Raw genomic sequence first — 18,465 nt, 5'->3', positions numbered from 1 at the left:
GATAAGTGTGTCCGGGGAAAGGGGAGCTGCGGCCAGTTTCAGATTTATGCAACAGCGCCGGATAAATGCAGAATGCAAATAAAATATCTCTGACGAAAAAATGATGTGTAGATGAATTTCGTAGGAAATTAAATTATATCAGCCACTTGTGCGCGATGAATAGCGCTAGAAAAAAAGCGAAATATAGTCGATGCATTGAATATGCGACCAAGGACCTAATTCACGATGTCTTGTAGCGAAAGGTTCAAAGTGTCTCAATTCATCAAATACGCCCTTGGCATCTGTATTGTCGCCGCATTTGTGCTTGCCGGAATGTTCGGCACTGAGGCGCTCGTCTCACAAGACGGCGACTCTTCGGGTCAGGACAGCGCGGAACGCCAGCCGACCCGGGTCGCAGTTGCGCTCCCGCAGATGCGCAGCGTCGAGGATGCCGTTTCGGCTGTCGGCACGCTGCGTCCGGTCCGGGGCGTCGAGATTGTGCCGAACGTGGCCGGGCGCGTGACGGAAGTCGCCGTGACATCGGGACAGATGGTCGCGCAGGGGGATCTTCTTATTCAGATTGACGACCGCGCTGCACAGGCCGATTTGGCCGAGGCAGAGGCGACGCTGAACGAGGCACGACAGGAATACGACCGCTACCGGCAGCTCGACGACAGTAATGCAACCGCAGACGCCCGGCTTGAAGAGGCACGCGGCGCATTCCGCCGCGCCGAGGCGGCAAGATCGCGGGCCTTGGCAGATCTTGAGGACCGCGCGATCACGGCGCCGTTTGCAGGAGCGCTCGGTGTGATCGACACCGAACCGGGCGCATTTCTGGACAGCAACGAGACTGTGACACGTCTTTCTGACCTATCGGTGGTCGAGGTCTCGGCCTTCTTGCCCGAGCGGTATTATGAGCGGGTGGCATCCGGCCAGACACTGAAAATCACGACGCCCGCTTATCCTGAGGATACGTTTGAGGGCAGAGTGACGGTGCGTGTACCCGAGATTGATCTTGGCACACGCAGCTTCGAGATCCGCGCCGAGATCGACAATGCCGACAACCGGCTGGTGGGCGGCATGTTCGCCAATGCGCGCCTTGTGCTGGATACCTATGAAAGCATTGCCATTCCCGACGATGCGATCATCAGTCAGGGCCTGACGACCTATGTCTACGTGATCGACGACGGCGCGGCCACGCGCACCGAGATCGAGGTCGGTGCATCCCTCGGCGCCTTGACCGAAGTGCAGGACGGTCTGGATATTGAGGCCCGCGTCGTTGTCGCCGGATGGGATCAGCTGACGGCTGGCGCCCCGGTCGAAATCGACGAAGGCTTTACATCGGAGGGGCTGGAATGACGCTCCCAGATCTGTGCATCCGCCGCCCCGTGCTGGCCACGGTCCTGTCAATCCTCATCGTCGTTCTGGGCATCGCGGCGCTGACGCGCATGCCCGTGCGCGAACTGCCCGACACCACGACCGCGCAGATAACGGTCAGCGTCGGTTACACGGGTGCCGGACCGGCTGTTGTGGACAGTGAACTGGCCACCGTGATCGAGGGTGCGATTTCCACCGTGGCCGGGATCGACCGCATTTCGACTGAATCCGAACTGGGTGGCCTGCGCACCGTCATCACCTTTCGGCAGGGACGCGACGTGGATCAGGCCGCATCGGATGTGCGCGCCGCCGTGCAGGCCGTATCCGGAGACCTGCCCGAAGAGGCGGACGAGCCGCAGGTGGAAAAGAACGACAGCCAGGGTGACCCTATCATCTGGATGACGATGACCTCTGACACCATGTCGGCGCCCGAACTGACCGACTATGCCGACCGCTTCGTGACCGATAGGCTTGAAACGCTGGCGGGGGTTGCCGCCGTGCAGATCTACGGTGACCGCCCCTATGCGATGCGGGTCTGGCTGGAACCCGACGCGATGGCAGCACGCGGCGTCACGGCCACTGCGATCGCAAATGCCCTGCGTGCAAACAACCTCGAACTGCCTGCCGGGCAGATCGAGAGCAGTTCGCGCACCTATCTTCTGCGCACCGAAACGCGGCTGTCCAGCGTCGAGGCATTTCAGGATCTAATCGTGACCAACACGGATACGGGGCGGATCACTCTGGGCGATGTGGCCCGTATCGAGATCGGCACCGAAAGCGACGACAGCCTGTTCCGTGCCAATGGCGAAACGGCCATCGGCATCGGCGTGCTGCGCCAGTCCTCGGCCAATACTCTGACGATTTCCGGGGCAGTGCGCTCCGAAGTCACGGCGATCCAGTCTGAACTGCCGGGGGGGACGACGCTGCAGGTCACGTCGGATGATGCGGATTTCATCCAGAATTCGATCCGGCAGGTGCTGACAACCCTCGCCATTTCGGTCGCCATCGTTGTGGCGGTGATATTTGTGTTCCTGACGTCGATCCGGGCGACGATTGTGCCTGCGGTCACCATCCCGATCGCCCTTCTGGGCGCTTGTGCCGGCATTGCCATGGCCGGATTTTCGATCAACATCCTCACGCTTTTCGCACTTATCCTGGCCATTGGCCTAGTGGTGGACGACGCCATCGTCGTTCTGGAAAACATCGAACGCCGGGTCGAGGAAGGCGACGATCCGAAAGAGGCGGCGCGCACCGGGGCCAATCAGGTTTTCTTTGCGGTGGTTTCGACCTCTGCCGTGCTGATCTCGGTCTTTGTGCCGCTGTCGTTCCTCCAGGGTGAGATCGGCAAGCTCTTTCAGGAATTCGGCATCACGCTGGCCATCGCCGTGGCGCTGTCGACCTTTGTCGCGCTGTCGCTCTGCCCGGTGATCGCGAGCCTCGTGCTGAAAAAGGGCATGAACAGCAGCCGTTTTGCCCGGATCGTGAAATCCGTGACCGATGGCATGGCCAACGGCTATCGCAGCCTGCTGACCCGCGCCATCCGCGCGCCTCTGATCATCCTCGCCATTGCTGCCGCGCTCACGGGCATGTCTTGGACGCTTTATCAGCAGCTGCCATCACAGCTGACCCCGAACGAGGATCGCGGCATCTTCTTCGTCTCGATCCAAGCGCCTGCGGGATCGGCGCTCGGGCTTACGGATGTGGCGGTGCAGCAGGTCGAGGATCTGATAACGCCCTTCCGCGACGACGGCATCGTCGAGGATGTCATCGGCATCGTCGGACAATATGGCGAGACGGGGCGGGCCTTTCTCGTCGCGACCATGGCACCTTGGGCAGAGCGGCAGATGGGCCCGCGTGACGTGCTGGCCGAACTGCGCCCCCAATTTGCCGAAATCACCTTGGCGAACATCCGCAGCTTTGCCCCCTCCGGTCTGGATGCGGGTGGTGGTTCGGGGCTTGAGGTGATCGTAACCGCACCCAGTTTCGCGCAGGCGGCGGACACCTCGGCGCAGCTGGAACAGGGCCTCCGCGAGAATGCAGACATCGTTGGTGTCCGCCGGGCTTATGACGTGAACACACCGGGCTATGATATCAACGTCAATCGCGCGATCGCGCGCGAAATCGGTGTCGATGCGCGCGCCATTTCCGATGCCGTGCGCACCTTCTTTGCCTCGGCCGAAGTGACCGAATTCATTTCGCAGGATCGTCAGTACCCCGTCATCCTTCAGGCCCCGGACGAACGTCGCGCCGCCGCAGAGGATCTGCGCGGCATCAACGTGCGCGCCGCAAACGGTCAGTTGGTGCCTCTGGACGGTCTGGTCACGCTGGAACGCCGCGCCTCTGTGGCAGCCTTCAACCGGTTCAACCGCCAGCCCTCGGTCGAGATTTCCGCCTCGCTCGCGGATGGTGTCGATCTCGGCTCGGCCATCGCGACAGTCGAGCGGATCGCCGAAGACCTGCCCTCCCAGTCTCAGATATTCTACTCCGGTCAGGCCGAAAGCTTTCAGGAAACCTCCGGTGGGATCGTCACCACGTTTGCGCTGGCGCTTTTGGTGGTGTTTCTAGTCCTCGCCGCGCAATTCGAAAGCTTCATCCAGCCCGTGGTCATCCTGCTGTCTGTACCGCTGGCGGTTGCGGGGGCCTTGCTCACGCTGTCTGCGCTGGGTGAGACGGTGAACATCTACACCCAGGTTGGCATGGTCATGCTCATCGGATTGATGGCCAAGAATGGCATCCTGATCGTCGAATTCGCCAACCAGCTGCGCGAACGAGGCTACGCCGTAAGAGAGGCTGCCATTGAGGCCGCAACAGTACGCCTGCGTCCTATTTTGATGACAGTATTGTCCACCGTTCTTGGAGCGGTGCCTCTGGTGATGTCCAGCGGTGCCGGCGCGGCAAGTCGAATATCCATCGGCCTTGTCATCATCGGCGGCTTTCTCGCAGCCTCCATCCTCACGCTTTTTCTCACCCCGGTCTTGTACGATCTGTTGCAATGGGACCGCGACACGGAAAAAGAGACTGCCAAGAGTTCAATGTAGCAGACACATTTAGCAAGAATACGTCCCGAAATCACACCAAGTGTTTCCTGATTAGTCTCCGGCCGTTTTGAGGGTAGTATGATCTGCTTGGAGTTTCTCTCTGACTTCAGCTAAAAACGTCGCGTTCGTGTCTTCCTCAAAAGGGTCGCCATGGCCGTGTCGGTATCGTGACTCTCGATGGTGCCTGCGACACACGCCGATGCCACAACACCATTGCCGATCGCGGTGCGGCCGCGGTCATCCCGCCGCGCAGAAACGCCCAGCCATGGAAGCCAACAACCGCCGGTGCCATCGCCAGGAACGACGCGTTGCGCGCGTCAAAATATCTGGGTCGGGCGCTCTGGCGGAACTGGAGCGGCTACCACCGCCGAAGTCGCGTCGAGACAAACCCTCTCGGGCATTGCTGCGCAATACCCTGCCGGGCAGTGGATGCATTGCATGAAACTGCTGGGCCAGCGGCTGATGTCGCGCGACTTTGACTGCCAAGTCGCCGAGGTTCAGGTGCGCGTTGCGATCCTGAACGGCTACACCGCCCTCGGCATACCTGTCACGAAAGCCGTGGGGTAAATCCCTCTGGGGAAAGGGGAGAACCGTTCGTCAGCTGGTTTGCGCCACAGAGTCCTCTCAGTCCGGGAACTTACGAATATGCATGCCTGTTAGGCTGCCCCTATGCGGTTTCGGTCCTGCGCAGCAGATAGATGTCCATGATCCAGCCGTGTTCGGCCCGAGCCGTTGTGCGCCGCGCCTCGATACGCCCGGCCACATCGGCAAGCGCGCCATGTTCCAGAATTTGCTCCGGCATGCCCAGAAAGGCACCCCACCAGATCATCAGGCCCTGCGGGTCCAGATGTTTGAAACTGCACGCCCCGTCCAGCATCACGACGACCGTTGTAGCACCCCGAGGCCAGCCGTGAGCGCGCAGGCGACTTCCCGTCGTGATCTCAACCGCGCCATTGATCGTGTTCAGCGGAATGGCATGGGCCGCCGTCAGCGCCTGAATGGCTGTGATCCCGGGTACAACGAGTAGCTTGGGACGCGGCGTTAGCCGCTCGGCGATGCGCAGGGTGCTGTCAAAGAGCGCGGGATCCCCCCAGACCAGAAGCGCCACAGGTCCGGGCACCGGCGTGCCTTCCAGCGCGGCCTGCCAGCGGAGTGCAATCTCGTCGTGCCAGGCGTTTACGCGTTCAAGATAGGGCAGGTCCGGATCACGCACCGGATAGTCAAAGCCGATGATCCGCGCGGCCGTTCCGCTGGCCGCAATGATCCTGTGGCGCAGTTCGGCCAGATCCGTCTTGCCTGCAGCTTTCTGCGGGACAAGAATGATCGACGCGTCGCGCAGGGCCTGCATCCCCTCCAGCGTTACATGGGCCGGGCTGCCTGTTCCGATCCCGATCAGCCACAAATCCTGTATCATCTTTTCATTCAATAAAAAATCCGGGGCCATTGCTGGCTCCGGAACCCTCAAAAAGCTGGAAAATCACGCGGCGTTGTACAACCGATGGGTGAAAAGCCCGCGCAAGCCGCCATTGCGCAGCGCTTTGGCACCGGCAAGTACTGCCAGATCGGCAATCGGCTCGATCAGGATGACCAGCATATAAGCAGCCCCAAAGGTCCAGACGGCGTTCAGGTTGTCGGCGCCGAAACCCTGCCCGTAGATCGCCCAGAACGCGACCCAGGTTACGACGCCACCCTGATACACGACAGACATCTTGAGCACGTCAGCATAGGCCAGATCCACATAGGCGCGATCCTGCGGAATGACGCGACGCGCCAGCGCATCAATGGCAAACAGCGGCACCAGCAGAGTCGTTACATTTACGAAATACATCGGCAGATCTGTCGGGGCAAAGAACATGCCTTGGATCAGCAGACCCAGCGCCAGCCCGATGGACGATGGTGCCGCCCCCAGCAGTAGGAACAGCGTGGTGCCAAGGATCAGGTGCACCTCGGAAACGCCGACGGCGAAATGTGGCAGAAGTTCGAAAAACATGAAAACGCCGACGGTCGCCAGCACACTGCGCGCGGCAAAGGTCAGGATGTCGTGTTTGGCCAGATCAGCCGCGATCAGCTTGGCGGAATAGCCTGCTGCCGCAGCTGCCGTACCATAGGCAAAAACCATTTTTGCGCCATCTACGACGCCCGGTTCGATATGCATTGTCTCAGTCCCTTGTGATGCCGCCCCTCCGGCGACGATGGATGATTCCAGGGCTTGCGCCCTGCGGTGGTACGGCAGGTCTCCTGACTTGCGGGTCGCTGCGCGCGGGACCTTCCCAGCCGAGAGGCCAGTGGCATTTCCGTTGCGCTCGCCGCTTACAGTTGCGGGGGCAGTCCGGGGATTTCACCCGGTTCCCTTTTAAGTCACTCACGTGACGCCGTGGAGTGACACTAGGGCAGTTCGCCCCATGCAGCAAAGACAAAACGCTCACTCCATCGCCAGTGGTCCGTAGAGGATCAGGGCGGGCGCATCACTGATCTCGCGGCTCAGCATTTCGGCCAGCCCCGACACGCTTGTCCGGGTCAGGCGCTGCGCCGGGCCGCTGACATCCTCGGCCAGCAGCGCGGCGGTGTCAGCGGGAAGACCATGTGCGTGCAGCACCTCATAAAGCTTGGGAAAGGTGCGTTTTCCCATGAAAACCACTGTTGTGGCCATGGGATCAGCCAGTGCCGGAAGGTTCATATCCTCGGGCAGTTGGCCGCTGATGTCATGGCCGGTCACGAACTGCACCCGCCGCGCGGTCAGCCTCCGGGTAAGCGGAATGCCTGCCGCCGCAGCGGCCGCAAACGCCGAGGGAACGCCGGGAATGATCTCGTAAGGGATACCCGCCTCGCGCAGTGCGATCAGCTCTTCTTCCAGTCGGCCAAACAGACCACCATCGCCGGATTTCAGCCGCACGACCCGCTGGTCGATCCGGGCGTACTCCACCAGCAGGCGACTCACATGATGCTGGCGCGGCGAGGCGCGTCCGGCGCGTTTGCCAACCCCGACCAAGTCCGCCCCGGGACGCGCGTGTCCAAGAATGGGACCTGCGGACAGATCGTCGAACAACACCGCATCAGCCCGCTTCAGGCGGTCCACCGCCTTGAGCGTCAAAAGCTCGGGGTCCCCGGGGCCAGAGCCAACAAAGCTGACAAAGCCGGTCATGCTGCCTCTTCCGCCGTGATCAGGTGAAAGAAGGTTCCCGTCACCTGCCCGCGACAGGACCCGGTTTCAGCCACCGGGTTGCCGTCAGCATCCGCAACGGTGGCCAGCGGGGCATCAGGCTGTTCAAGGATGGTGGAATAGTGAAACTCATGCCCGCGCAGACGCCTGCCCGGCGCATACCCCGGCATAGTGGTCTGCAACTGTGCCTGACGATAGCCTAGGTGCAGCTTGCGTTTTTCATAGCTCGTGACCAGCCCCAGCAGGCCAACCATTGGGTGGCGGGTGCCGTCCTTGTCGATCAGCGCCGTCCCAAGCGCCATGTATCCACCACATTCCCCGTGCACGGGCCGCGTCTGCGCATGGCTGCGCAGACCATCTGCAAAAGTCTGCGCCCCCGCCAACCGCCCGGCATAAAGTTCTGGGTATCCCCCGGGCAGCCAGACTAGATCGGCGTCCTTAGCCGGAGCCTCATCCGCCAGCGGCGAAAATGGCAGCACCTCGGCACCCGCCGCATGCCAGCCTTCGACCAGATGCGGATAGGCAAAGGAAAATGCCGCATCCTGCGCCAGTGCGATCCGTTGCGCCGGGGGCTGGGGCAGTGCGCCCCCCGGCCCCGGCCCATTACCACGCGCCTCTGCCTTGATCGCGTCCAGATCCACATGCGCACGCAGGAAGTCCGCATAGCCCACAATCGCTGCCTCAAGATCGGGATGTTCGACCGCTTGGATCAGGCCCAGATGCCGTTCGGGCAGAGTCAGATCCCCGCGCCGGGGCAAGGCACCCAGCACGGTCAGCCCCGCCTGTTCCATCCCCAGCCGCGCCAGTCGTTCGTGCCGGGGCGAGGCCACGCGGTTCAGGATCACCCCGGCAAAGAGCAGCTCCGGGTTATACATCTTGAACCCCAGCGCCACCGCCGCCGCCGATTGTGCCTGCCCGCTGACATCGACCACCAGAACCACCGGCCAGCCCATCCGCAGAGCGGTTTCCGCGCTGGAGCCGAAACCGCTTTGCCCGCGTGTCGCCACCCCGTCGTACAGGCCCATCGACCCCTCGGCGATACAGATCTCGGCCCCTGCCGCCTGCGCCGCGATGGCGTTCAGTAATCCATCCCCCATGGCCCAGGTATCAAGGTTGAAGGATGCACGAGCGCTCGCCGCGCGGTGAAACGCCGGGTCAATGTAATCCGGCCCGGATTTGAACGCTTGCACTCGCAGCCCGTCGTCAGCCAATGCGCGCAACAGGCCCAGCATCACGGTGGTCTTGCCCGTACCCGAGGAGGGTGCGGAAATCATAAGTCCCGGGGAGTCAGTCATCGCCGTGGCTCCAGCTTGCCCAGGGGCTGTCCGCGGTCTGCGGGCGGTAACGGCGGTCGTAATCGGCGGAATACAGGCAGCTTTCCGTAAAGCCCTCCCCCCCCAGCGCCGGGCCCACAAGGATCAGCGCCGTGCGCGTGATACCTTCATCCACACGTCCGGCAATATCCGCCAGCGTGCCGCGAATGATCCGCTCATCCGGCCAGCTGGCGCGGTACACGACGGCCACCGGGCAGTCGCCGCCATAAGACGGGGTCAGGCTGTCGGTGACATGCATCAGGTTTTGGATTGACAGATGTATGGCCAGCGTCGCACCTGTCGCGGCGAAATTCGCCAGCGTCTCACCCTCTGGCATCGACGAAGCCCGCCCCGGTGTGCGGGTCAGAACCACGGATTGCGCCAGCCCCGGCAGCGTCAGCTCTGCCCCCAACGACGCGGCGGCGGCAGCAAAGGACGGCACACCCGGTGTCACGCTGACGGGAATGCCAAGGGCGCGCAAACGACGTAACTGTTCCCCCATGGCAGACCAGACCGACAAGTCGCCGGAATGCAGCCGCGCCACATCCTGACCCGCCGCATGGGCGCGCTGCATCTCTGCGATGATCGAATCCAAATCCATTGACGCGGTGTTCATGATGCGCGCATCGGGCGGGCAATGCCCAAGGATTTCCTCGGGCACGAGCGAGCCTGCATAAAGGCATACGGGGCAAGCTGCGATCAGATCCCGCCCCCGCAGTGTCAGCAAATCCGGCGCGCCGGGGCCTGCGCCGATAAAGTGAATGGTCATGTTGTCTGTCCTTCTGCAAGGGCGCAGGTGGCCATGCGATCCTGTGATACGTGCCGCATCCCGATCAGCAGGGCGCCGGGGCCTGCCGCTGCCAGCGCCGCAGCTTCGGCCACGCTGCCCGTGCCATAGCGGTCTTCGGACGCTCTTGAATGGGTCGGCGTGGCTTGGCGGCACAACTGCTCGGGTGGGATCGCGTGGATCATAACGCCGAATTCAGCCGCCAGAGCCTGCAATCCTGTGTTTGTCTCTTTGCCCAATGCTGTTGCGAACAGGTCCGGCTGTCTGCCACCACAGGCCAGCATCAGCGCCGCGCGCAGGCTGTCCACCCCCGCCGCTGCACGAAATCCAAAGCCCGCGACAATCATAGCGTCACGCTCCACTGCACCACCGGATAGCTGGATTTCCAGCCACGTTTCGCCCCCAAGGGCGCCGAATGAGCCAGCTCGATGCGCAGCAGATCGCCGCCAAGACGCTGTTGCGCAGCACTGAGCAGCGCCTCGCTCTCCAGCGTCACGGCATTGGCAACGATACGGGTGTCTGCAGACAGATGCTTTACCAGCCAGCCCAGCAACTCCGCCGTCAGCCCGCCGCCAACAAAGACAACATCTGGCCGTTTCAGCCCCGGCAAAGCCTGCGGCGCAGGGCCCTCAATCACCTCAAGCCGATCCACACCCAACCGCGCTGCATTATGTTTGATCCGACCGGCACGATCCGCGCGCGGCTCGATGGCCGTCGCTGTCACACTGGGATGCGACAAAAGCCATTCAATCCCGATAGACCCCGATCCGCCGCCGATATCCCACAGATGTTCAAACGGGCGCGGCGCCAGCGCAGACAGCGTGAGCGCCCGCATGGGCCGTTTGGTCATCTGACCGTCGCTGTCAAACCAGTCATCGGCGCGCCCACTGGCAAGGGATAGGGCGGCCCCTTTGCCTAGGACCTCTACGGCGGCACAGACCGGATGGGCAAACGCCCTGCCCGGCAGCTCAGACGCGCAAACATCTGTCCTCTGCTCCCGCGGGCCGCCGACCGCCTCGAACACGCTCAGACGCGAGCCGCCAAAACCTGCCGCCGCCAGATAGGCGCCAAGGTCCTGCACAGCCGCCCCGTCACGCAGCAAAACAATCATCCGCACGCCCCGTGCCAGCACGGGCCGCAACCTGTCCATCGGCGCCGCATGCAGGCCAAAGCACTCTGTGCGTTCCACCGGCCAACCCATCCGCGCCGCCACCAGAGAAAAGGTCGACGGGCCGGGCAGGGCTGTCCATTCGCCCGCCTCAAGATGCCGCGCGATGCTGCTGCCCGCGCCAAACCAGAACGGATCGCCCGAGGCGAGCACCACAACCCGCCGCCCCCGCAGTGCCAGCACCCGCGCGATCCCATCCGCAAAGGGCACCGGCCAGACGATGCGTTCTGCATTTACGTCAGGCAGCAAGCCCAGATGTCTGGGCGGCCCCATGACGATTTCCGCCGCTGCAAGCGCAGACAAGCTTGCAGCCGACAGCCCATCCGGCGCATCTTCGCCTATTCCCAGAAGTGTCAGCCATGGAGCGTCAGACATGATCCCCAACCTTCTTGTGCTTGGCGGCACAACCGAGGCGACCGCGCTTTGCCGCGCCCTGAGCGAGGCGGCCATTCCCGGTACAATCTCTTTCGCGGGTCGGGTGGAACGGCCCATCCGCCAGCCCCTGCCGCAGCGCATTGGCGGATTTGGCGGGGTGGCGGGGCTGGTCCAGTACTTGCGCAGGCATAGGATCACCCATATCATTGATGCCACCCACCCCTTTGCCGCGCAGATGAGCCGGAACGCCGTTGAGGCCTGTGCAGAAATCGCCGTGCCGCTGATCGCGCTGACCCGTGCGCCTTGGCAGGCACAACTGGGCGACACCTGGACCCATGTGCCCGACATCAACGGGGCTGTCGCCGCGCTGGACCGGCCCCCAACCCGTGTGATGCTTGCCGTTGGGCGCATGCATCTGGACGAATTCGCGCCCAATCCGCAGCATTTCTATCTGTTGCGGCTGATCGACCAGCCGGACAGCGCCCTGCCCTTTGGCGATCATGTCATCGTGCAGGATCGCGGCCCTTTCACGGTTGAAAACGATCTTGCCCTCATGCGCAGTCATGCGATCAACCTCATCGTCTCCAAGAACGCCGGCGGCACCGGAGCTGCGGCCAAGATCACCGCCGCGCGCGCACTCGGTCTGCCCGTGATCATGATCAACCGTCCGGCCATACCTGCGCGAGCAGAGGCTTATTCGATACCCGAGGTGATGAACTGGCTGTCTCACGCAGGCACCGACCTGGGCGTATAGACGAACGGCAGCCCGTTGCGCTCAATCAGCCGCGTGGCGGAGGTCCCCACCAGAACCATCGTGCGCATATCTGCCATTTCAGGGCGCGCCTCGGGGAGCGGCACGATGCGGATCGACTCTTCGGGCGTTGACACCGCGCGGGCAAAGATCACCGGGCGTTGATCCCGGCAGGCCTCGTTCAGCACCTCAAGCACTCGGGCAAACCCTGCAGGGCGCGCCTTGGACCTCGGGTTGTAAAAGGCCATGGCAAAATCGGCCTCAGCAGCAAGGCGCAGACGCTTTTCGATCAGTGCCCAGGGTTTCAGATTGTCGCTGAGGTTGATGGCGCAGAAGTCATGGCCCAGCGGCGCGCCGACCCGCGCGGCCGCAGCCAGCATCGCGGTGATGCCCGGCAGCACCGCGATCTCAAGATCGCGCCATGCGCGCGGCCCAGCCTCGACCGCCTCGAACACCGCCGCAGCCATGGCAAAGACGCCCGGATCACCCGAGGACACCACAACGACCCGGCGCCCATCGGCGGCCATTTCCAGTGCATGGCGGGCGCGGTCAATCTCGACCCGGTTGTCGCTTGGGTGCAGGGTCAGCCCGTCCCGCGCTGGCACACGCTCCACATAGGGACCATAGCCGACGATCTCGTCCGCCTGATCCAGTGCTGCCTGCACCTGCGGTGTCACAAGGTTGTCCGCCCCCGGCCCAAGCCCGGCAATGATCAGCGATCCGCTCATGGCCGCCTGCCGTTTCCATGCACCAGCACGATCGAGAAATAGGGCGTGATCCGCCCCTCGGCCTCGGACAGTTTCTGTACTGTCTGCCCCTCCATGCTGGCATATTCCACCAGCCATGCCGCATCATACTTGCCCGTTGCGCGCAGGGCGCGACGCACCTTGTCGATGTTGCGCCCGATCTTCATAACCACCAGCGCATCGCCCGCCGCCATGTGACGCACCAGATCAGCCTCGGGCAGAGTCGCCATAAGCACGCTCAGCACATCATCCCCCCAGGTGATGGGTTGGCCAGAGGCGGTCCAGGCGGCGGACATGCCCGTGATCGCGGGCACGACCTGCACCGGCACGATATCCTTGAGCCGGGTGTAAAGATGCATGAACGAGCCGTAGAAAAACGGGTCGCCCTCGCAAAGAACGACAACATCGTCGCCCCCCTCGGCAAGGCTGCGCAGGTGGGTGGTGCAGGTCGCGTAAAACTCGGACAACACGGCGTTATAGTCAGGGTCGTCGACCGGAATCTCGGTCGTCACCGGATATTCCATCGGAAATTCGATGACACCCTCGGGCAGCATCCCCTCGACCGTCTTGCGCGCACGCCCGGCGCGACCCGCCTTGCGGAAAAACGCAACATGCTGCGCAGCAGAAATCAGGCGATGGGCACGGACGGTCATCAGATCCACATCTCCTGGGCCAAGCCCGACGCCGTGGATCGTGCCTGTGGTTTTAACGTGCATCATTCCGCGCGGCTCGCGATGGCATTGATCGCGGCGACGGTGATCGCGCTGCCGCCCAGACGCCCTTGGACGATACAGCAGGGCACCGGCTGATCCGCCCACAGCGCATCCTTGCTTTCGCGCGCGCCGACAAAGCCCACGGGACAGCCGATGATCGCGGCGGGGCGCGGGCAATCAGGTTCCTCCAGCATGTTCAGAAGGTGAAACAGCGCCGTCGGGGCATTGCCGATTGCCACCAGCGCGCCCTCAAGATGCGGCCGCCAAAGCTCCAGCGCGGCAGCCGAGCGGGTGTTGGACATCTGCTTCGCGCGCTCGAGCACCGATGGGTCATGCAGGGTGCAGATCACCTGATTGTCGGCGGGCAGACGAGTGCGTGTCACGCCCTCGCTGACCATACGGGCATCACAAAGGATCGGCGCACCAGTGGCCAGTGAAGCCCGTGCCGCAGTGGCAAACTCCGGCGACATCCGCACATGCTGTTCAAGCCCCACCATCCCAGAGGCGTGGATCATGCGCACCGCAATCGGTTCCTCCTCGGGCGTGAAACGCGCCAGATCGGCCTCGGCGCGGATCATCGCAAAGGATTGCGCATAGATCGCGGCACCATTGGTTTCGTAGGTATAGCTCATTGGGGTAAGGTCGCTCCGGACAAAAGGTCTTTGGGTGTCAGCCCGCTGTGGTCGGCTGCATCTGCGGGCGTGCCCTTGTGCACGAGGTCAAAGAACCCGTCCCGCCCGACCAGCGTGACATCCGCGGGCCCCTTGCGCGCGCAGCCCTTGGCGCAGCCGGACACGTGCAGCGTGCCGTTGATCTGCGGCGCAAGGCGGCGGGCGATCTCGCGTGTCTCGACACTGGACGACGGGCAGAACGGCGCACCCGGGCATGCATCGACGCGCATCAGCGCATCTTCCGGGTCTGTGACAAAGGGCGACTGCACCGGCAACTGTGCGCCTTCCAGCAACACCATGCGCCAGGGTGTGACCCGGATCGCCGGAATATCCTGTGCAAGGATCACCTGCGCCAGCGCCGCTGCCTCGATCTGGCCAAAGGCGGCCCCGACCAACGCACCGCCAAGATGGGGGCCAACCTGCGGCAAAGCCGCTTTGGGCAGCGGCGATACCGCACACCAGTCCGAAGGCAGCGGTGTTTTCGCGGCAACCGCCGCCATGCGACGACAGCTTGGTGTGACATGCGCCGCAAGCCATTCCGCCATGTCGATCAGCGAGGGGATAACCGTCGCTTCCGTCACAGCGCGCCCCTTGGGCATCCCGTCAGCGCGCAGGATCAGACCAGTTGCGCTTTGTTCGACCCTCAGATCGGCGCTGTCACCATTCAGCAGAGGCTGCGGCCCGCAATCGACGGCGAAACCGACCTTGGCGGGCAAATCCGGCAAATCAGCCAGATGCGCCAACAGGCCCAGCGTCAGACGTTGGGTGACATCTCCGTCGCGCCAGAACGGGCTGACCAGAATGTTGCGCCGGGCCTCAAGCGCAGGATCAGCATCGAGCAGATCCAGTTCCCCCAGCGCCTGCAGTACAGCGCCATGATCCCCCTCAGCCACACCACGCAGCTGCAGGTTGGCGCGGTTGGTCAGATCCAGAAATCCCTGCCCGAAACCTTCCGCAATATCGCACAGCCCCAGCGCCTGCACCGACGTCAGCCGCGCCAGTCGCGGGCGGATGCGGATGACCAAACCATCCGCTGCCATCATCGGGCGGTACGCGCCCGGGCACCAGTCTTTGATCTGCGGCGCCCTCATGCTTCGGCCGCCAGACCGGCCAGAACCGAATTACGCCGCGTCTGCCACAGCCCCGCAGCCAGCAGCGCGGCAAAGCGCGCCTGCATCGCGCGATGCGCCTCAGGGTTCGCGTCCCGCAGAAACCCGTCGGTTTCAGGATCGCCCAATGTCGCATCGTGATAGAGATCGAACAGATGCGGCGGCACGACCCCGGCCAGATGCGCAAAGCTTGCCATATGCTCCAGCGTCGCGGCAATTTCAGCGGCCCCGCGAAAGCTGTGATGTTTCATACCCGCGATCCAACCGGGATGTGCCGCACGGGCGCGCACGACACGGGCAATCTCTTCGGCCAGCCCCCGGGCACGGGGCCGCGCGGGGTCGGTGTTGTCGAGATGATAAAGCGCGGCCCGCCCCCCCGTCACCGCCTGCGCGGCGGCAAAGCCCGCCTCATGGGGTGCGTACTCCCCCGCCAGCAGCAGATCGGTTTCTGGCAGGTCCTGCGGATGCACAAAACTGTCTGCCGCTGCAACGCGGGCGCGAATGCCCGACGTGTCCTTTTGCGCCAACTCACCGTCCAGCGCCCAGGAGCTGGCCTTCAGCCAGGCCAATCCGGCCTTTTCGCGCCCCTCGGCGCTGTAGTCCTCGACACCCATGCCCAGACCGAACTGCCCCGGGGCAGGGCCATAGACCCGCGCCAGATCGTGGCGCCCGGCGTAAGGGTTCCAGTCCGATGCCTCATCCCGTGCCGCCAGCACCCGCACCGCCTGCGCGAACAGCGCCGAGAGGGTTGGGAACACATCGCGAAAGAGCCCCGACACCCGCAGGGTGACGTCAATCCGCGGGCGGTCCATTTCGGCAAGCGGCAGCACCTCGATCCCCGAGACACGCTCGGACCCGGCATCCCAGATGGGCCGCACGCCCAGCAGGTGCAGCGCCATGGCAAATTCCTCGCCCGCCGTGCGCATCGTGGCCGACCCCCAGAGGTCGACGATCAGACCACGCGGCCAGTCGCCCTCGTCCTGCAGATGGCGGCGCACCAGCTCATCCGCCAGCCGGATCCCCTGCGCATAGGCGGCCCGGGTCGGCACTGCGCGCGGATCGGTTGTGAACAGGTTGCGCCCCGTCGGCAACACATCGCGCCGCCCGCGATAGGGTGAACCGGACGGTCCCGCCGCAATCCGCCGCCCGGCGAGCGCATCCAGCAGCGCCTGCCGCTCTGACGCGACAGACTGCGTGGTGGCAAAGGGCGCCGCGCCGCGGGGTGCGCGGCCCCAGACATGCAGCCCCTCGCCGAACTGGCTTTCCTTGATGTCACAAACAAAGCGGTCGATGCGCATGATTGCCTCGGCACTGCATCCGGCGGTATCCAGGCCCAGATCATGCTCGACCCCCAGCGCCTGCGCCTCGGCGCGTATATCGATCTGCAGGCGGTCGCGGCGGCGCGGATCCAGGCCGTCAGCATTGGAAAACTCATCCAGCAGCGCCTCCAGCCGGGCAAGCCGTTCGGGCGTGCCGCTGTCGCGCAGCGGAGGCGGGATGTGGCCCAGCGTCACGGCCCCGATGCGCCGCTTGGCCTGCGCCGCTTCGCCCGGGTCATTGACGATAAAGGGATAAATCACCGGCAAGGCCCCGGTCAGCACCTCGGGCCAGCAGGTGTCAGACAGGGCAACGGATTTGCCCGGCAGCCATTCCAGCGTGCCATGAGCGCCGATATGCACCAGCGCATCGGCACGGCTTTGCAGCCAAAGGTAGAAAGCCACATAGGCATGGCGCGGGGTGCGGGACAGATCATGGTAACTGTCCTCACGTCCCTTGGTCGCGGCGCGTTCCGGCTGCAGTGCGATCAGCACCTTGCCGCACTGGATCGCCGAGAAATGAACGGCACCGTCACGAAAGTCCGGATCGTCCTTGGGCCCACCCCAAGCGTCTGCCAATGTCTCGCGCAAAGCCTCGGGCAGCTCAAGCAAGGCCGCCTCGTACGCTTCCAACGGCCATCGCATGTTACGCGCCTTGAGACCCGCCACCAGATCACCCTGCCCTGCCCCGATGTCATACCCCGCGCCCGCCAGATCAGACAAAATCGCCTCGGCCGATTGCAGCGCATCCAGACCCACGGCATGACCCATGTTCCAGTCCTTGCCCGGGTAGGTCGACAGCACCAGCGCCACCTGCCGCTGATCCACAGGTTTTGCCGCCAGTCGCGTCCAGCCTTGCACACGGTCAGCAATTGCGCAGATCCGCCCCGCCTCGGCCCGGTGGGCAAAGCGGGAATATTCCAGATGCGGATCGCGCCGCCCCGGTTCCTTGAAACTGGCGACACCGCCCATGATACGGCCATCAACCTCGGGCAGCACCACATGCATGGCAAGGTCCGCAGGCGACAACCCGCGTTCGGCCCCGGCCCAGGCCTTGCGCGTGGAGGTGGCCAGCGCCACCTGAAACACGGGCACATTGCCAGCATCAAGAGGCGAGGCGCCGTCCTCGCCCTTGCCCGAAAACGCCGTCGCATTGACCACGGCGGCGGGGGCCAGTTGCGCTACCTGACGGCGCAGCCAGCCTGCCGCATCCGGGGCCTTCAGCGACGGGGCAAACAGCGCGAGCACGTCAAAGCCCCTGTCCCGAAAGGCTGAAAACAGGGCCGTGATCGGGGCCAGATCGGCGGCGACCATATAAGAGCGGTAGAACACGACCACGATCCTGGGCTTACCGGCAGGCGCAGCACCAAGCGCAAGCAAAGGACAGCAAACGCCGTCCTCGGGCGTCCAGGCTCCGACCTGCGGCAGGGATTTCGAGCCGATCACCGGCCCGCCGTAAAGCCCCGCAGCCAGCGCCATCTGCGCAAGCGCCGCCTGCGCCGCCACAACGCCGCCGGTATCACACAGATGCGCCAACCGCCGCAGGGTGGATTTTGGCACGGTCGAAAGATCATCAAGCCGCGTATCCACCCGCCCGTCCGCAGGCAGTACCGCCAGCGCAATACCCTTTTGCAGGGCCAGCACCCGGATCTGCTGAAGGCCATAGGGCCAATAGGGCACGCTGCCGATCAGCCGGATCAGAATGCCCTTTGCCCCCGCAAGCGTCTGATCCACATAGGTATCCACCGACAGCGGATGTTTCAGCGCAACGATATTGGCCAGCCGCAGCGACGGCAGCCGCCCCTCGGGCCCGCCACCGCGATGCCAGCCTTCCGCAAAGGCCCCAAGGTCGGAATCCGACAGCGACAACACCACAAGGTCCGCGGCGCTCTGCCCCGGATCCATCGGTGTTTCGCTCTCTTCCAGCCCGTGGCTTTCGCGGAAAATGACGTGCATCAGCGC

At 63.8% G+C, this 18,465-nt stretch carries 15 protein-coding genes, 1 pseudogene and 1 riboswitch; of the genes and pseudogenes, 4 read left to right on the top strand and 12 right to left on the bottom strand.

Going from position 1 to position 18,465, the window contains the following annotated elements:
• Window positions 1-249 precede the first annotated feature (249 nt).
• From P775_RS04045 to P775_RS04035, 3 genes and pseudogenes are all read left to right on the top strand, one after another.
• Window positions 250-1,338, top strand: a complete 1,089-nt coding sequence (locus P775_RS04045) for an efflux RND transporter periplasmic adaptor subunit (RefSeq protein WP_180287314.1) — start codon at window positions 250-252, stop codon at window positions 1,336-1,338.
• Window positions 1,335-4,394: an efflux RND transporter permease subunit gene (locus P775_RS04040; RefSeq protein WP_180287313.1), complete on the top strand. Its 3,060-nt coding sequence runs from the start codon at window positions 1,335-1,337 to the stop codon at window positions 4,392-4,394. The genes P775_RS04045 and P775_RS04040 overlap by 4 nt, the downstream gene beginning before the upstream one ends.
• A gap of 158 nt (window positions 4,395-4,552) precedes the next feature.
• A pseudogene (locus P775_RS04035) lies at window positions 4,553-4,961 on the top strand (transposase); the annotation flags it as partial.
• 100 nt (window positions 4,962-5,061) lie between these two features.
• Here the strand turns inward: P775_RS04035 and cobF are convergent.
• From cobF to cbiE, 7 genes are all read right to left on the bottom strand, one after another.
• A complete protein-coding gene (gene cobF / locus P775_RS04030; RefSeq protein WP_099909760.1) occupies window positions 5,062-5,808 on the bottom strand; it encodes a precorrin-6A synthase (deacetylating) in 747 nt (248 codons plus the stop codon).
• Window positions 5,809-5,871: 63 nt separating this feature from the next.
• Window positions 5,872-6,549 (bottom strand): energy-coupling factor ABC transporter permease, encoded by a 678-nt coding sequence (locus tag P775_RS04025; protein ID WP_099909756.1) that lies wholly within the window; start codon window positions 6,547-6,549, stop codon window positions 5,872-5,874.
• A gap of 56 nt (window positions 6,550-6,605) precedes the next feature.
• A riboswitch (cobalamin riboswitch) is annotated at window positions 6,606-6,786 on the bottom strand.
• A 30-nt stretch (window positions 6,787-6,816) separates the two neighbouring features.
• A complete protein-coding gene (gene cobA, locus P775_RS04020; RefSeq protein ID WP_099909755.1) occupies window positions 6,817-7,536 on the bottom strand; it encodes a uroporphyrinogen-III C-methyltransferase in 720 nt (239 codons plus the stop codon).
• Entirely contained in the window at window positions 7,533-8,849 is a 1,317-nt protein-coding gene (locus P775_RS04015) for a cobyrinic acid a,c-diamide synthase CobB (protein ID WP_099909754.1), read from the bottom strand. The genes cobA and P775_RS04015 overlap by 4 nt, the downstream gene beginning before the upstream one ends.
• Window positions 8,842-9,636, bottom strand: a complete 795-nt coding sequence (gene cobM, locus P775_RS04010) for a precorrin-4 C(11)-methyltransferase (protein ID WP_099909753.1) — start codon at window positions 9,634-9,636, stop codon at window positions 8,842-8,844. Before cobM ends, P775_RS04015 begins: the two co-directional genes overlap by 8 nt.
• Window positions 9,633-10,001: a cobalamin biosynthesis protein gene (locus P775_RS04005; RefSeq protein ID WP_099909752.1), complete on the bottom strand. Its 369-nt coding sequence runs from the start codon at window positions 9,999-10,001 to the stop codon at window positions 9,633-9,635. Before P775_RS04005 ends, cobM begins: the two co-directional genes overlap by 4 nt.
• Window positions 9,998-11,197, bottom strand: coding sequence for a precorrin-6y C5,15-methyltransferase (decarboxylating) subunit CbiE (gene cbiE, locus P775_RS04000; RefSeq protein ID WP_099909751.1), 1,200 nt, complete (start codon window positions 11,195-11,197; stop codon window positions 9,998-10,000). The genes P775_RS04005 and cbiE overlap by 4 nt, the downstream gene beginning before the upstream one ends.
• On the opposite strand from cbiE, the gene P775_RS03995 reads away from it, so the two are divergent.
• The gene (locus P775_RS03995; RefSeq protein ID WP_099909750.1) at window positions 11,196-11,951 is read left to right on the top strand and encodes a cobalt-precorrin-6A reductase; all 756 of its coding nucleotides are present in this window, start codon (window positions 11,196-11,198) and stop codon (window positions 11,949-11,951) included. The two genes, cbiE and P775_RS03995, sit on opposite strands and share 2 nt — an antisense overlap.
• On the opposite strand, the gene cobJ is transcribed toward P775_RS03995, so the two are convergent.
• The 5 genes from cobJ to cobN are packed head-to-tail and all read right to left on the bottom strand — an operon-like array spanning window position 11,924 to window position 18,459.
• Complete coding sequence (cobJ, locus tag P775_RS03990) at window positions 11,924-12,676, bottom strand: precorrin-3B C(17)-methyltransferase (RefSeq protein ID WP_099909749.1); 753 nt, start codon at window positions 12,674-12,676, stop codon at window positions 11,924-11,926. The two genes, P775_RS03995 and cobJ, sit on opposite strands and share 28 nt — an antisense overlap.
• Window positions 12,673-13,413, bottom strand: a complete 741-nt coding sequence (gene cobI, locus P775_RS03985) for a precorrin-2 C(20)-methyltransferase (protein ID WP_099909748.1) — start codon at window positions 13,411-13,413, stop codon at window positions 12,673-12,675. The genes cobJ and cobI overlap by 4 nt, the downstream gene beginning before the upstream one ends.
• On the bottom strand, window positions 13,410-14,039 hold the full coding sequence (locus P775_RS03980; protein ID WP_099909747.1) for a precorrin-8X methylmutase: 630 nt from the start codon (window positions 14,037-14,039) through the stop codon (window positions 13,410-13,412). Before P775_RS03980 ends, cobI begins: the two co-directional genes overlap by 4 nt.
• Complete coding sequence (locus P775_RS03975; RefSeq protein WP_245875557.1) at window positions 14,036-15,169, bottom strand: cobalamin biosynthesis protein CobG; 1,134 nt, start codon at window positions 15,167-15,169, stop codon at window positions 14,036-14,038. The genes P775_RS03980 and P775_RS03975 overlap by 4 nt, the downstream gene beginning before the upstream one ends.
• Window positions 15,166-18,459 carry a cobaltochelatase subunit CobN gene (gene cobN, locus P775_RS03970; RefSeq protein ID WP_099909745.1) on the bottom strand — a complete coding sequence of 1,098 codons (3,294 nt, stop codon included), beginning with the start codon at window positions 18,457-18,459 and terminating at the stop codon, window positions 15,166-15,168. Before cobN ends, P775_RS03975 begins: the two co-directional genes overlap by 4 nt.
• Between the last annotated feature and the right edge of the window lie 6 nt (window positions 18,460-18,465).

This window comes from Puniceibacterium antarcticum (assembly GCF_002760615.1).
Lineage (GTDB): Bacteria > Pseudomonadota > Alphaproteobacteria > Rhodobacterales > Rhodobacteraceae > Puniceibacterium > Puniceibacterium antarcticum.
Note: the sequence above shows the minus strand (reverse complement) of the source record. Positions and strands in the feature narration are given on the sequence as shown.

Excerpts from the sequence above, each read along its gene's own strand:
- P775_RS04040 (WP_180287313.1), top strand. The coding sequence starts at position 1,335 with ATGACGCTCCCAGATCTGTGCATCCGCCGCCCCGTGCTGGCCACGGTC.
- cobF (WP_099909760.1), bottom strand. The coding sequence starts at position 5,808 with ATGATACAGGATTTGTGGCTGATCGGGATCGGAACAGGCAGCCCGGCC.
- P775_RS04025 (WP_099909756.1), bottom strand. The coding sequence starts at position 6,549 with ATGCATATCGAACCGGGCGTCGTAGATGGCGCAAAAATGGTTTTTGCC.
- cobA (WP_099909755.1), bottom strand. The coding sequence starts at position 7,536 with ATGACCGGCTTTGTCAGCTTTGTTGGCTCTGGCCCCGGGGACCCCGAG.
- P775_RS04015 (WP_099909754.1), bottom strand. The coding sequence starts at position 8,849 with ATGACTGACTCCCCGGGACTTATGATTTCCGCACCCTCCTCGGGTACG.
- cobM (WP_099909753.1), bottom strand. The coding sequence starts at position 9,636 with ATGACCATTCACTTTATCGGCGCAGGCCCCGGCGCGCCGGATTTGCTG.
- P775_RS04005 (WP_099909752.1), bottom strand. The coding sequence starts at position 10,001 with ATGATTGTCGCGGGCTTTGGATTTCGTGCAGCGGCGGGGGTGGACAGC.
- P775_RS03995 (WP_099909750.1), top strand. The coding sequence starts at position 11,196 with ATGATCCCCAACCTTCTTGTGCTTGGCGGCACAACCGAGGCGACCGCG.
- cbiE (WP_099909751.1), bottom strand. The coding sequence starts at position 11,197 with ATGTCTGACGCTCCATGGCTGACACTTCTGGGAATAGGCGAAGATGCG.
- cobJ (WP_099909749.1), bottom strand. The coding sequence starts at position 12,676 with ATGAGCGGATCGCTGATCATTGCCGGGCTTGGGCCGGGGGCGGACAAC.
- cobI (WP_099909748.1), bottom strand. The coding sequence starts at position 13,413 with ATGATGCACGTTAAAACCACAGGCACGATCCACGGCGTCGGGCTTGGC.
- P775_RS03980 (WP_099909747.1), bottom strand. The coding sequence starts at position 14,039 with ATGAGCTATACCTACGAAACCAATGGTGCCGCGATCTATGCGCAATCC.
- P775_RS03975 (WP_245875557.1), bottom strand. The coding sequence starts at position 15,169 with ATGAGGGCGCCGCAGATCAAAGACTGGTGCCCGGGCGCGTACCGCCCG.
- cobN (WP_099909745.1), bottom strand. The coding sequence starts at position 18,459 with ATGCACGTCATTTTCCGCGAAAGCCACGGGCTGGAAGAGAGCGAAACA.